The organism is Halostella pelagica (assembly GCF_004762015.1).
GTDB classification, from domain to species: Archaea; Halobacteriota; Halobacteria; order Halobacteriales; family Natronoarchaeaceae; genus Halostella; species Halostella pelagica.
The window spans coordinates 170,688-184,037 of the sequence record NZ_SJES01000001.1 but is presented as its reverse complement, the minus strand read 5'-3'; the positions used below and the strand labels follow the sequence as shown (position 1 = coordinate 184,037).

The 13,350-nt window shown below is 65.1% G+C and carries 15 protein-coding genes; 7 read left to right on the top strand and 8 right to left on the bottom strand.

The window, feature by feature from the left end:
• The first annotated feature begins 18 nt into the window (after positions 1 to 18).
• The 3 genes from EYW42_RS00990 to EYW42_RS00980 all read left to right on the top strand — a co-directional run bounded on the left by EYW42_RS00990 (position 19) and on the right by EYW42_RS00980 (position 3,928).
• The gene (locus tag EYW42_RS00990; RefSeq protein ID WP_135533391.1) at positions 19 to 537 is read left to right on the top strand and encodes a nicotinamide-nucleotide adenylyltransferase; all 519 of its coding nucleotides are present in this window, start codon (positions 19 to 21) and stop codon (positions 535 to 537) included.
• 19 nt (positions 538 to 556) lie between these two features.
• Positions 557 to 1,318 (top strand): SAM hydrolase/SAM-dependent halogenase family protein, encoded by a 762-nt coding sequence (locus tag EYW42_RS00985; RefSeq protein WP_135533390.1) that lies wholly within the window; start codon positions 557 to 559, stop codon positions 1,316 to 1,318.
• Positions 1,319 to 1,504: 186 nt separating this feature from the next.
• The gene (locus EYW42_RS00980; RefSeq protein ID WP_135533389.1) at positions 1,505 to 3,928 is read left to right on the top strand and encodes a DUF5059 domain-containing protein; all 2,424 of its coding nucleotides are present in this window, start codon (positions 1,505 to 1,507) and stop codon (positions 3,926 to 3,928) included.
• 24 nt (positions 3,929 to 3,952) lie between these two features.
• Here the strand turns inward: EYW42_RS00980 and thsA are convergent, their stop codons facing one another.
• Positions 3,953 to 5,494 (bottom strand): thermosome subunit alpha, encoded by a 1,542-nt coding sequence (thsA, locus tag EYW42_RS00975; protein WP_135534014.1) that lies wholly within the window; start codon positions 5,492 to 5,494, stop codon positions 3,953 to 3,955.
• 226 nt (positions 5,495 to 5,720) lie between these two features.
• Here thsA and EYW42_RS00970 point away from each other — a divergent pair, with 226 nt between their 5' ends.
• Positions 5,721 to 6,545, top strand: a complete 825-nt coding sequence (locus tag EYW42_RS00970) for an amidohydrolase family protein (RefSeq protein ID WP_135533388.1) — start codon at positions 5,721 to 5,723, stop codon at positions 6,543 to 6,545.
• Positions 6,546 to 6,570: 25 nt separating this feature from the next.
• Here EYW42_RS00970 and EYW42_RS00965 read toward each other — a convergent pair whose 3' ends face one another.
• From EYW42_RS00965 to EYW42_RS00940, 6 genes are all read right to left on the bottom strand, one after another.
• Entirely contained in the window at positions 6,571 to 7,071 is a 501-nt protein-coding gene (locus EYW42_RS00965; RefSeq protein WP_135533387.1) for a GNAT family N-acetyltransferase, read from the bottom strand.
• Between the two features lie 390 nt (positions 7,072 to 7,461).
• Positions 7,462 to 7,857 (bottom strand): TRAM domain-containing protein, encoded by a 396-nt coding sequence (locus tag EYW42_RS00960; protein WP_135533386.1) that lies wholly within the window; start codon positions 7,855 to 7,857, stop codon positions 7,462 to 7,464.
• A 65-nt stretch (positions 7,858 to 7,922) separates the two neighbouring features.
• Positions 7,923 to 8,600, bottom strand: a complete 678-nt coding sequence (locus tag EYW42_RS00955; protein ID WP_135533385.1) for a YkgJ family cysteine cluster protein — start codon at positions 8,598 to 8,600, stop codon at positions 7,923 to 7,925.
• 54 nt (positions 8,601 to 8,654) lie between these two features.
• Positions 8,655 to 8,894, bottom strand: a complete 240-nt coding sequence (locus EYW42_RS00950) for a helix-turn-helix domain-containing protein (protein WP_135533384.1) — start codon at positions 8,892 to 8,894, stop codon at positions 8,655 to 8,657.
• A 49-nt stretch (positions 8,895 to 8,943) separates the two neighbouring features.
• Complete coding sequence (locus EYW42_RS00945; protein WP_135533383.1) at positions 8,944 to 9,741, bottom strand: MBL fold metallo-hydrolase; 798 nt, start codon at positions 9,739 to 9,741, stop codon at positions 8,944 to 8,946.
• Positions 9,742 to 9,795: 54 nt separating this feature from the next.
• Entirely contained in the window at positions 9,796 to 10,080 is a 285-nt protein-coding gene (locus EYW42_RS00940; RefSeq protein ID WP_135533382.1) for a winged helix-turn-helix domain-containing protein, read from the bottom strand.
• A 137-nt stretch (positions 10,081 to 10,217) separates the two neighbouring features.
• Here EYW42_RS00940 and EYW42_RS00935 point away from each other — a divergent pair, with 137 nt between their 5' ends.
• The 3 genes from EYW42_RS00935 to EYW42_RS00925 all read left to right on the top strand — a co-directional run bounded on the left by EYW42_RS00935 (position 10,218) and on the right by EYW42_RS00925 (position 12,525).
• Positions 10,218 to 10,625 (top strand): pyridoxamine 5'-phosphate oxidase family protein, encoded by a 408-nt coding sequence (locus tag EYW42_RS00935; protein ID WP_135533381.1) that lies wholly within the window; start codon positions 10,218 to 10,220, stop codon positions 10,623 to 10,625.
• A gap of 231 nt (positions 10,626 to 10,856) precedes the next feature.
• Complete coding sequence (locus tag EYW42_RS00930) at positions 10,857 to 11,564, top strand: class I SAM-dependent methyltransferase (protein WP_135533380.1); 708 nt, start codon at positions 10,857 to 10,859, stop codon at positions 11,562 to 11,564.
• Between the two features lie 55 nt (positions 11,565 to 11,619).
• The gene (locus EYW42_RS00925; RefSeq protein ID WP_135533379.1) at positions 11,620 to 12,525 is read left to right on the top strand and encodes a glycosyltransferase family 2 protein; all 906 of its coding nucleotides are present in this window, start codon (positions 11,620 to 11,622) and stop codon (positions 12,523 to 12,525) included.
• Between the two features lie 66 nt (positions 12,526 to 12,591).
• Here EYW42_RS00925 and EYW42_RS00920 read toward each other — a convergent pair whose 3' ends face one another.
• Positions 12,592 to 13,317, bottom strand: a complete 726-nt coding sequence (locus EYW42_RS00920) for a hypothetical protein (protein ID WP_135533378.1) — start codon at positions 13,315 to 13,317, stop codon at positions 12,592 to 12,594.
• Positions 13,318 to 13,350 lie beyond the last annotated feature (33 nt).

The following is a 13,350-nucleotide window of genomic DNA, read 5'->3' as shown; positions in this document are numbered from 1 at the left end:
AGGTCGCACCTACTGAGTATGATACGGGGGTTCTACATCGGTCGATTCCAACCCTTCCACAACGGCCACTTCAACATGGTGCAGGAGATAGCCGAGGACGTAGACGAGTTAGTCCTCGGAATCGGGAGCGCCGGCGACTCCCACAGCAAACACGACCCGTTCACCGCCGGCGAGCGGGTCATGATGGTGACGAAGTCGCTCGTCGACATCGACCTCGTGACCTACGCCGTCCCCATCGAGGATCTGGAACGCAACTCGGTGTGGGTCAGCCACGTCCAGAGCATGAGTCCGGAGTTCGACGTCGCGTACTCGAACAACCCGCTGGTGATCCAACTGTTCGAGGAGGCGGGCGTCGAAGTGCGTCAGTCACCCATGTTCAACCGGGAGGTGCTGGAAGGTCAGGAAGTCCGCGAGCGGATGATCAAGGGGAAAAACTGGAAATCGCTACTTCCCGATCCCGTCGTCGAAGTCGTCGAGGAGATGAACGGCATCGAGCGCTTACAGCGCGTGAGTGAAACGGACAGCAACGGGAACTGAGCATCCGAACCGACACAGCATGATTACGCTCGCCTCCGACTTCGGGTCGCCGTATCCCGCCGCGATGAAAGGCGTGATACTCCGGCGGACGGAGGCCCGACTCGTCGACGTCGCCCACGACCTACCGCGTCAGGACGTTCGCGCGGCGGCGTTCTGGTTACGTGAGGTACTCCCGTGGTTCCCGCCGGCAGTCCACCTCGCCGTTATCGACCCCGGCGTCGGCACGGAACGCACAGCCTTGGTCGCACGAGCGGGCGATCACGTGCTGGTCGGACCTGACAACGGCGTTCTGGTCCCGGCAGCGCGGGAACTACTCGGCGAGGATAGCCGGGTAGAGTACTTCGCGATCGACGACGAGGGCGCCGCCAGTAGCACGTTCCACGGCCGCGACGTGTTCGCGCCGGCCGCGGCAGAGGTCCACGAAGTCGGTGTCGACGACCTCGACTCTCTCGACCGTCTGACCCCCGTCGACGAGTACGAGGGCCTCTCTTTTCCCAAGCCGACCGTCGCGGACGACGCGGTCGTCGGCGAGGTGCTCGTCGTGGACGACTTCGGCAATGCGATCACCAACGTTCCGGGCGACGTGATCGAAGGCGTCGAACAGGTGCGCGTAAACGGCCAGTCGGTGCCCGTCGGCGAGACGTTCGCCGCCGTGCCGCCGGGGCAGTGGCTGGTCACGGTCGGCAGTCACGGTAACGTCGAGTTAGACGTGAATCGGGGCCGCGGCGACGAGGCGTTCGGTGTCGCCGCAGGCGACGAGGTGCGCCTGACGTTCGACTGACCGTTTCCCTGGTAATCCAGTACCGGTGTGGCCAGGGTGATTCGGGGGATCTGACCGCCGACGGGAGTAGTCTTCTGTGTTTCTCGATTCTCGCGTCCGACTCTATCCCAGCCTCTGTTCTCCGCGTTGCATTAGGCCGGCCTAAAGATCGGTGGATTTATTCTTTTAGGCTGGCCTAAATCATATATGCGCCATCAGCGACGCGACCTGTTGCGATCGATCGGTGCGGTCGGCATCGGTCTCGGACTGGCCGGCTGCTCTAGTTCTGACGATGAAGCCGAAAATGACGACGAAAACCCCACCGAAGACGACGGGTCCGACGACTCGGATCGCGGCCCCGAAGCGGCCGTTGCGGCGGAGTGGAACGTGTACCGGGCGCGCCTGTACGATGCGGTGGCGCTCGGCGAGGCGGGAGACGCTGCTGCCGGCGCTCGCGTCGCGGGCGAGACGTTCGAGGACTTCGAGAACGCGGGCGGCGAGTACGGCGCTCACGAACTCCTCGAAAGAACTGACGAGGACGCCTACGAGGGGTTCGAAGGCGGACTCGGCGCGCTCCGAACGGACGGCCTCGAAGACGGCGACGTGGCTCGGGCCCGGGACGCGGCCGACCGGGCGAGCGAGTCTCTCGCCGACGCACAGGAGGCGCTCACGGGGGAGGACGCGGCGACGGCGCTCGCTCTCCAGCAGTACGGCGCACGGGCGGCGGATGTCGCGGCGCTTACTACCGCGGGACGAACCGATGCAGCGGCGTCCGTCGGACAGTCCGCCCTGGACGACGCCGAGTCGTCCGGCGTGACTGACCGGGCAGAGGACTTCGCCGACGCGCTGTCTGGCGCAGTCGAAGCCGCGAACGGAGGCGACGCGGAGGCGGCGGCGGAGGAGGCGAACGCGGCGTTCTCGGCCGCGATGGCGGCTTCCTACGACGCGACAGATGAGGAGGTAGCGAACGCCGGCCACCTCGCCGCGTTCGGCGCTCGCGGCCGCGACGCTGCGGCACTGTCGGCGCTCGGCGGACCCGGCAAGGCGTTCGGCCACGCCGCAGCGCTGACGGTGTACCGCGTTCTGGCGTCCGACGCCCGCTGGCTGGCGGCCCAAGGTGCGACGGACGCCGCCGCGACGACGGCCGAGGCCGCCTTCTCACACTTCGAGGCCGCCGACGCCCACGACGCGCTGGAAGCAGCCGACGACGACGCGTACGAGGGGTTCGAGGACGGTCTGGGAGACCTCCAGTCTGCGCTCGCCGACGGTGACGGGAGCGCCGCCGACGAGGCGCTTGCGGCGGTCGACGAGAACCTCCGGGCCGGCGTCGACGCCCTCGTCGGCGGCGAGCCTGCGGCCGTGCTCCAGTCGGGGTTCTTCCGCGCGCGCTTCGCCGACGTGCTCGAACTGTACCGACTCGGCGCGGCCGACGCCGCCGTCGCGGTCGCCCGTGGACTGTTCGAGCGGTTCGAAGCGGACGAGGCGGGGTTCCACGAGGCGATGGAGGAGACGGACGAATCGCTGTACGACCGGTTCGAACACGACCACCTCGAAAAGTTGGTCGAGGCGATGGAGGAGGAGAACGATAACGGCGTAGAGTCGCACTACGACGGCGTCCAGTCCGCCCTATTGGAGTTCGAGGCGGCCGTCGGCGGCGACCGTCTCGTCGCCGGTGCCGAGACGTCCTTTTTCGCGGGACGGGCCTTCGACGCCGCCGCGCTGACCGCACTCGACGAGCACGACCGGGCGTCGGCGGTTGCCGAGGACGCTCTCGCCGTCTTCGAGGCCGGTGCCGGCGGGTACCACGAAGCGCTCGAAACCGCCGACCACGAGGCGTACGAGACGTTCGAGGACGAACTGGCCGCAGTCGGCGAGTCGGCGTCGAGCGGCGGCGACGTACTGGCGGCGGCGGAGCGCTTTCACGAAGCCGCGCTCGTCGCGCTCGACGCCGTCCTCACGAACGGCGGAGGCGGCGGGACGGACGCGGCCGCGCGGACGATGCAGGACGCGTTTTCGGCGTTCGAGGAGGCCCGCGTTCACGACGCCCTCGAATCAGCTGACGCCGAGGCGTACGAGACGTTCGAGGATGCTCTAGAGAACTACGCGGCCGCGCTAGAAGAGGGTGACGGCGCGTCGGAGGCGGCCGCTGCCTACGCCGACGCGACGCTCCGCGCGCAGTTCGCCGTTGTCGGCGCTCCGGACGACGCCCCTCTCGACGAATCCTCCGGCGAAAACGGGGACGACGGCGACGAACAGTCGCTCTCGGGCGGGCCGAACGTCGTCGACGGAGTCCCGGACGACGCTGACCACGTCGTGTCGATGCAGAGGGTCGCCTACGAACCGGAGGAACTGACGGTCGCCGCCGGCGACACCGTCGCCTTCGAACACGCGGCGGGCGAACCCCACAGCGTCACCGCGTACGGGGCAGACATTCCGGACGACGCCGCGTACTGGGCGTCCGGCGGGTTCGAGAGCGAGGACGCCGCGCGCAAGGGGTGGGAAAACGGCGAGGGTGCGGTGCAGTCCGGGCAGTCGTACGTCCGCACCTTCGAGACGGCGGGCGAACACGACTACTTCTGCGTCCCGCACGAGAGGGCGGGGATGGAAGGGACGATCGTCGTCGAGGAGTAGTGTCGTCGCCGAACAGTCGGCCGGTCACTCCGCCGAGATGACGTCGTCGATGCGAGCGATCATCGTCGCCGCCTCCACAGCAGACTCGACTGCCTCTCTCTTGACCGCGGCGGGGTCGACGACGCCCGCCTCGACGGGGTCGCCGATCTCACCGGTTCGCTCTGTCGCGATGATGCCCGCTCGTCCGTGAGCGTCGTACGTCGCCCGCAGGTCGACGAGCGCGTCGATCGGGTCCATTCCGGTGTTTTCGGCGAGCGTTCGGGGGAGCACGTCGACCGCGTCGGCGAACGCTTCGATGGCGAGTTGCCTCCGGCCCTCGGTCCCCGTCGCAGCGTCGCGGACGGCGTCCGCGATAGCGATCTCCGTTGCGCCGGCACCGGGGACGACCCCGCCGGTCTCGACCGCAGCCGCGACGACGTCGACTGCGTCCGTGATCGCGCGCTCCAGTTCGTCGGCGACGTGTTCGGTGCCGCCGCGCACGAAGAGGCTGACGGCCTCGGCCGCCGAACCGCCCTCGATGAACGCCAGTTCGTCCTCGCCGAACGTCTCCGTTCGGACGCGGTCAGCCGTACCGAAGTCCTCCTCACTGAGGTCGTCGAGCGCTCCGATCCGGCTCGCACCGGTTGCGCGGGCGATCCCCTGCGCGTCGCCGTCAGAGAGGCTCTCGAACGCGAGAATGCCGCGTTTGCCGAGATAGCCTGCGACGCGGTCGTCGATGTCGCCGGTTGAGAAGACCACGTCCACCCCGGCGTCGTCGAGCGTCTCCGCGTACTCGCGTAGTTCGCGCTCCTCGGACTCTCGGGCGGCGGTCAACTGGTCGACTGAATCCACCGAGAACTCCGCGCCGACGTTACCGGTTCGGACTTCGAGGTCGACGTCGAGGACGGCGATAGTAGCGTTCTCGACTTCCGACGGCATCGCGTCGGTCGCCGGATCCTCTTCGAGAACGATCCCCTCGACGAGTTCGGTCGCCGTCGAACTCGCGCCGACGCGAGCGTAGACCGTGACGGCGTCCCGGTCGACGACGCTGTTTCGCTCCGCGTGACGGACTGCGTCGACGACGGACTCCGCGAGGCTGCTCGCGGCGACGCCGCCCGTTCCTTTGCCGGTCATGCTGCTCTGTGCGACCTGCGCCAGCAGGTCGTCGTCGACCTCGACGTCGAGCGCCGTCTGATCGACGGTTTCGACCGCGATCTCGGCGGCCTCGTGGTACCCCTCGACTATCGTCGTCGGATGGATGTCGTCTTCGAGAAGGGTCTCGGCCTTCGCGAGCAACTGGCCGGCGAGGACGGCGGCGGTCGTCGTGCCGTCTCCGACTTCGTCCTCCTGACTCTCGGCGACTTCGACTATCATCTCGGCGGCGGGATGCTCGATATCCATCTCCTGAAGGATGGTCGCGCCGTCGTTCGTGATGACGACATCGCCGTCGCTGACGAGCATCTTGTCCATCCCTCGGGGGCCGAGCGTAGTTCGGACCGACTCGTTGACCGCTTTCCCGGCCGAAATGTTCGACTGCTGCGCGTCTTCACCGTGTGTTCGTTGGCTGTCCTCCGACAGCACGAACATGGGCCGTCCACCCATGCGCTGCTGGGGGTTCGAATCTGCCATGGTGAATCCTCGGAGAGGAATCGTTTGCGGTTCTATATAAAAGTTCTGTTAGCGATCTGATGGGAACGGGACACTGACGGGGGCTTTCCGCCGCTCTGGTCCGTCTGCGGTGGAGAGTGTCCCCGCGGCCGCGTCAGAAACCAACCGGTATTCAAAAATACCGTGGAACGGAAATGAAGAATAGATGTTAGAGTTGGAACACCGGTTCCGCGTGGTCGACAGTCACGCGCGCCTGAACACGGACGACGAGTCGGCGGTTCGCGGCCGGGCGATCACGCCGGACAACCTGGAGCGGGAGATGCATCAGGCCGGCGTCGTCCGCTCGGTGGTGTTCCCGGACGTTCCGGACGACCAGCGATATCTGCAGGCAAACAACGCCGTCGCGAGGCTCTCAGTCGAACGGCCGTTCGTCGCGTTCGCACGCATTAACGGGCCGCGCAGTCCCGGCGATTCGACCGGAGCGCGTCTCCGTAATCTCGCGGCCTCACGCGAGGAGTGGCATATCTCCCCCGACGACGTCGAACAGTACGCCTACGACGACCGATTCCACGGGTTCAAACTCGACCCCGCGACGGACGGCCTACCCGACGACGACGTGTTAGACGTACTGGAGTCCGTCGACCTCCCCGTCCTCGTCCACGGCGGCGAATCCTGTCCGCCAGACGTGATCGAGGACGCTCTGTTGGATCGCTCGTTCCCCGTCATCGTCTCGCACTTCGGCGGGCATCCGCTGAACCGCGACCTGATGGGCGAGGCCATCGACCTGCTGAACCGCTACGACGACTACTACCTCGACACGAGTTTCGTTCGCTATCGCGAGCAACTGGAGCGCGCCCTCCTCGAACATCCCGACCGCGTCCTGTTCGGCAGCGGCGCGCCCTCCACTCACCCCAACGTCGGCGTCATGGAGATACTGACGCTCGACGTTTCCGAGGACAAGATGCGCCGAGCGTTCTCGAAAAACGCGGCGCGAGTAATCGACGCGCTCGGTGCCGAGAGCGAGCAGTAACGCCCCCACAGCGGCCGTCCGTCTCTCACGCGATCTCCGTCCGATACACGTTCGCCGTCCAGGTCGTCCCGCCGATTTCGATCTCTTCTCGGCCGACGCGGTCGAAATGCTTCTCGTAGAACGCGTTTCCGACCTCGTTCTCGTCGAGGACCTTTTCCTCGATGCGCTCGACGTCTTGCTCCGCCAGGCTCTCGGCCACGCAGTCGAGGAGTCGCTTTCCGAGCCCCTGTCCCCACCAGTCCGGGTCGAGATAGATGCTGAGTTCTCCCTCCACGTCGATATCCGAGGGGCCGCCGGAGGCGTAGCCGACGATAGTTCCGTCGTCCTCGGCGACGAAGAGGCTCCGCTTCGAGGACGCTATCGTCCGGCCGAGAACCTCGTCTGAGTAGTGGACAGCTAACATCTCGTCCAGCGCGTCCTCCGGAAGCACTCCTCCGTACGCACCGCCCCATGCGCGTCGTGCGACCCGCTGGATACCGTCGATATCTCCACGTTCAGCCGGTCGAATAGTGGCTTCGTCTGCCATGATCCTCTGTGGCACGTACTGGGCAAAAAATCGCGGGGCGAGTTCTCCGAGACGATCGGTTCCGTCAGTGCAAAACACCGCGGGGTTCGAGACAGTGCAGTTGGAGACACCGCGGTTCGGACTCCGCGACGTAGAGTCGACCGACAACTCGCCGAAGTTCGGCGGGGCGTGCGTTCCGGGGTCCTGGCCGGCCACGATTTGCCGGAGGACCCGTTTTTCTCGTCTCCCGAACCCTCGCTTGCGAGGGCGGAGAGCAGGCCGTCAGGCAGTTACGCACGCAGAGCCACCGTGAGCGAACGAGAGAAACGAGTGAGCGAGCGGGATTTTTTGGCCGAGCTTTTTGCCGGGAGAGGTCGCACTTTGCGCGCCCCGACCGGGAAAACGGTCGCTTCAGAAGGTTTCTTCGATGATCTCGCCAACCGCGAAGTTGGATTTGACCTCCGTGATTTCGACCTTCACGCGCTCGCCGACGTCGGCACCGGGGACGATGATGACGTACCCCCGCTCGACGCGGGCGATGCCGTCGCCCTGCTTGCCGATGTCTTCGATCTCGACGTAGCGCGTCTCGTTGATCTCGACGGGCGGTTGCGGTTCCGGCGGCGCACCGGTCGATGCGTCATCGGAATCGTCCGCTTCCTCGCTAGAGATGAGTGCGACGCGATAAGTTTCGCCAGGTTTCACGGAACCGGTTTCGATTTCGCGACGCGGGACCTCCACGACGTAGCTGTCGTCTTGGACGGTCACGTCGGCGCTGAACAGACACAGGAGTTCATCAGAGATTTCCAAGGTTAGACCTCCACGATAAATCTTGGAGCCATACATTAAAGAAGTATCGCCGGTCAGCGGGGTTTTTACCGCTTTCGCAGGGTTCCGTCGGGGGATTTCGCTCCTTCGGAGTCGTGTACTACTACCTCGCCCGAAGCTGAGTCCGCCGGTTCGTACTCGTCGCGGACGTCGATCGCCTCGTCCAGTTCGCGGACGGCCCGTTCTTTCAGCGCCGCGGCCAGGTCCTCGGCGTCCTCCCGCGAAATGTCCCGGCCGAGACCCTCGCACTCGTGAGCGCGGACGAGGCCGGACTCGTCGACGGCCTCGCCCATCGGCTGGCTCGTTCCGGCGAGCGCGACGCTGAACGGGTACGTCCGACAGATAAGCGGCCGGTCCTCGTGGACTGTACACCCGCCGACGCCGTCCGCGTCTTCGGTGTAAAAGGTGCAGTCGCCGCAGCCGTCGGTTTGGAGCGCCCACTCGAACGTCTCGCCTTCGGTCCCGTCCGCCGTCTCCGTCAGGCCGTACGGCATCGGTCGAGCGACGTCGCGCCAGTCCCGTTCGGTCGAGTCGCCTGAGGACTCGGCGTCCTGCAGTTCGCGTACCTCGTCCGGAAACACCGTCGCGGTGTGCGGGTCGGCCTCGTCGGCCTTGCAGCACGCCCCACAGCGGGTGCACTCGAAGCCGATCGACTCGATGGCGTCGGCGAGGTCGTCGACGTCGAGGTCGCGGGCGCGGTCGAGTTCGGCTTCGAGGCTCTCCATGCTCGTCCGTACTCGCGGGTACTCAAAAGGAGTGCGGTCAGCGAACGGGTCCCGTCACGTCGTGCGGTACCGTTCGTCCTCGCGCCGGACCAATCCCTTCTCGTCTAACGTGTCGAGTACGTCGTACAGGGTCATCCGCTTCATGTCGAGTTCCGCGGAGAGGTCGCCGACCGTCTCGCAGTCCGTGACTCGAAGGTAGTAGTAGACGAGTTTCGTCTGCGACGACTGGAGGTCGCCCGGCATCCGTCGCTGGGCGACGGCCTCGGGATCGGTTGGGTACGACGTGAAGTCCATACCGTTTTGACTGACGCGTCCTCCCGCCAAGAACCTATTCGATTGTTTATTATAAATTCCGCTCTGGAGGCTTACACCTCGGGGACGCCAGTTCCCCGTCCCACTCGACGCGACCCTCGACGGCCAGTTTCTCCAGGTGAGCCTCGACGGTCCGGACCGCCATTTCGCGGACGCCGGTGAGGTCCTTTTCGTACGCTGCGTCGACGATGTCGACCAGCGTTCGCGCGCCGCCGCGAACCGCCGTTTCGATGCGGCGCTCGCGGTCGCGGCGGTGTGAAACGAGACGATCTAACGTCTCACGAGGTGCCTTGATCGCCGGGCCATGACCGGGAAGCAGTCGCTCGGGGTTCTGTGCGTGCAACCGTCGAAGGGCGATGAGATAGGCACGCATGTCCCCGTCGGGCGCGGTGACGGCGACGCTCCCCTCGGCCACGGCGAGGTCGCCGACGAGCACCGTGTCGCCGACGCGAAACGCGACGTGGTCGGGCGCGTGCCCGGGGGTGTCGAGAGCGGTCGCGCCGTCCGTTCCGGGGAGCGATCTCCCCGGGCGAAACGTCTTATCGGGGGCGACACCCGCCGTCCGCTCGAACCGGTCCTCGCGGCCGGCGCGACACCAGACAGTGGCGTCGAGCGCGTCGGCGTAGTGCGCAACGCCGCCGACGTGGTCCGGGTGTGCGTGCGTGACGGCGACGTGAGCCACGGACCGCTCGTCGACAGCCGCGTCTAACTCGTCGGTCCTGCCGGCCGGGTCAACGAGCAGCGCATCCTCGGACCCAACCACGTACGCGTTCGTGGCACCGCCGGGTGCGCGGTCGTACGGGACAGCAGTCCGCTCTATTCCAGTCATGCTCCGGCGTTCGGTGGCGAAGACAAAAGGCTGGCCGGTCGATGGGTGAGAGAGTCAGTTGTTCAGGAAGTAGACCTGCTTCCGCGCGTCCTGAAACGAGTACCGTGAGTTGACGAGTTCGTCGTCTTCGAGGCGGTTCAACGCGTACCGAACGGTACGGTCGGGCAGTAACGACTCCTCGGCGAGTTGTCCCTGGGACAGGGGTGCGTCGGATTCGAGGACCTTCGCGACGAGTTTCGCACTCGGCGGGAGTTCGTAGAGACGGTCGCGGAATTCTGAATCTGATAAGGCTTCGTCATCAGTTTCTTTCGAGCGCTCCTCCTGCGTACTGGTGCTCATGGACTCTATTCGACAAAGGTGGTAAGTAAAGCTTGGCTATATGGGGGTCCTAACAATGCACAGAATATTAGGTGTATTATTATCGTAATAGGTGGGTTGTAGAAGACTTTTGTTTCGCCTGCCGAGAGACGATATGTATGAGCGAGATTCCGGAGACGCACCGCGACCTGTTCGAGAAGAAGACGTTCGGGCATTTCGTGACGGACGACCCCGACGGGAGACCGCAGGTTTCTCCAGTGTGGGTCGACTACGACGAAGAAGCGGGGTCGATGCTCGTCAATACGGCGCGAGGGCGACGAAAGGAACGGAACGTCGAGGAAGGGACGACAGTGGCGCTGTCGATGCTCGACCCCGACGACCCGTACCGCTATCTCTCTGTTACCGGAACAGTCGATGCCGTCACTACTGAGGGTGCGGTCGACCATATCGACGAACTCGCACGTCGGTACATGGGTGTCGACGAATATCCAAACCACGGCGAGGAGTCGGGTGAACGAGTCCTCATACGGATACGACCCGAGACGGTCCGTTCCGGCGGGGATTAACGGCCGCTCGGGTTTCGGTACTGGCCCATCGGCGATTCGCAATCGGGACAGTGGACGCGAAGCAGGTTCCCTCGCTCGTGCCTGACGAGACTGTCTACGTCGTGAGTCGTACCGCACGTGGTGCATTTCGGCATACGCCGATCTACGGTACCGAATAACAAGGAATTTCGGTCAGTAAGTCGGAACGACTCCAGTACCGTTTTATCCTATGGAACGAGAACTCACTACAGCGTGAAGGGACAGGAGTGGTACCAGGAGTCCGATGTCGCCGAGGAGTACGAAGAAAAGCGTTTCTCGCGCGGGGGAAGACTCATCGACCGTCGCGAGAAGGAAGCTGTTCTCGACGCTATCGGACCTGTCGAGGGCAAGCGCGTTCTCGAAATCGCCTGTGGAACGGGCCGGTTCACCGTGATGCTCGCGGAGCGCGGTGCGGACGTAGTCGGACTCGATATCTCGGGGCCGATGCTCCAGCAGGGCCGGGAGAAAGCCAAGTCGGCAGGCGTCGAGGAGTCGCTGGAATTCATGCGGGGCGACGCCGGGCGCCTTCCGTTCCCGGACGACCACTTCGACACGGTGTTCGCGATGCGGTTTTTCCACCTCGCGGACACCCCTGCGGCGTTTCTCAGCGAGATGCGTCGCGTCTCGAAGGAGCAGGTGTTTTTCGACACGTTCAACCGATTTAGCAGCCGCAGCGTCTACAACTGGCTGTTGCCGATGGGGTCGCGGCTCTACTCGCAAACGGAGGTGCTCTCGTTGCTCGACCGGGCCGGTCTAACGCTCGTTGGCGACGAACACGATTTCGTTCTTCCCTACGGCTTTTACAGGAAGATACCGAACAGCATGGCCAGCGCGTTTCGGTCGCTGGACACCGCAGTCCATCGATCACCAGTCGGCGACAGCCTCGCTTCCGTTTCCTACTGGAACGCGTCGGTCGTGTGAACGCCTTGGCTGGTATCCAGTGATCTTTTAATCATTCACTCTCCTACAGGGTGGTATGGAGCTCTCGGTAGTCGTCCCGACACTGAACGGCCGAGAGCAACTGAAACGGAGCCTGGACGCAATAAACGACCACGTTCCGGCCGCGGAGACTATCGTGGTCAACGGCCCGTCCTCGGACGGGACGACCGGTATGATCCGCGAACGCGAAGACGTAGATGTCCTCCTCGAACTCTCGGACCGGAACGTCAACGTCGCCCGGAACGCCGGTATCGGCGTCGCGACGGGTGACGCTGTCGGCCTGATAAGCTACCGGCTGGCGGTCGAACCGTCCTGGTACGAGGCTGCCGCCGACGCGCTCGTTGACGGCGCTGACGCCGTTACCGGACCGACACACCGCACGCTGCGCGCCGGGATGACGACCGAGTCCGAGGAGACCCGCACGTACGCCGGTCGTTCGGTCTCTTTCTGTAACGGGGACAACGTCGTGTTCGACCGGGACGCTATCGAGGCTATCGACGGGTTCGACGAGTACCTCGAAACCGGCGGGGCCCGCGACGTATCCCATCGACTCGCGGCGGTCGACCGGTCAGTCACCTGGGCTCCCGAGATGAGCGTCCGCGGCGAGTACGGGGCTGACGGCGGCCGAACGCAGTACGACTGGGGGTGGCGCCACCAGTCGGTGGCCTATCAGCTCTGCAAGAACTACGGCGTCCACCACAGCACGATCCGCCGAATGACCGGGCTCGCGCTGAGAGACGCCGCGGGCGTCGCGAAGGACGTGTTCCGCGGCGATGTCGAACTGAGCGCCTGGCTCGGCAACGGTCGAACGGTGATGGGTGGTGTCCTCCGCGGCTGCAAGGACGGGTTCGCGGCCCGTTCGCGCGACGGCACCGCGGCGAAGAATCCAAACGGTCTCGCCGACCGCCATGACCGGGTCGTAGAACTGTACGACTGGCGCTAGGGACCCCCACGCTGCTCGCGGTAGTTCGGCAGTCACACTGTCCTCGTAGCACCTCTGCCGTTCGCGCTATCTCTGCGACTGGGACTCGACTTCGAGCGCGCGCTGTTGGAGGTGGTCGACGACGGCAGGGTCGACGGTCCAGAGCCCGTAGTACGTGTTCGACCCGCGTTCCGTCGCGACGAGTGCGCCTTTCGCCGCATCGTTGCCAGCGCCGTCGAAGATGACGAGCCAGGTGCCCGTCAGGGCGTGGCTTCCCTCGGGGCGGACGGTGAGGGCCTCTCGGCTTCCGGGCGTCCACTCCGGCTGGTCGAACACCGTCACGTCCACTCCGGCGTCGGCGATACTTTCGTACAGGTTCCACTGGTCGTCCATCATCGAGAGGCGCTGGTGGCCCGTCGCGTACAGTTTTCCGTCGCCGGCCCACCACGCCTTCTTCTCGATGCGCTGGGAGAGCGTTCGCATCCCCTCCCGGTCGTCGTAGTCCGCGATGAAGACGGTGTCCGCCGGTTGTGCACCCATCACCGTCCCGTCGACGTCCGCGACCGACCGGTCGCCGTGGAGGATCGGCCCGTCGATCAACACGTCGTCGTGCATGACGGCGAACTCCGTTCCGGTGTCCCTGAGCGTCTCGCCCTGGGTCACCGATTCGACGTTGAAAAAGGCGGAGAGCTCTTCGCCCAGTGCCGCTACCACGTCGTCCGGACAGTCGGAGTTGAAGACGGCGAGCGTCAGCCTCTCAGGGACGGTGTCGCTGTCTAGCCGTCGCTGTCTGAAGATATCTCCGTCAGTCATTCCCTTGGCGGAAGCACCACAGCGACTCCAATA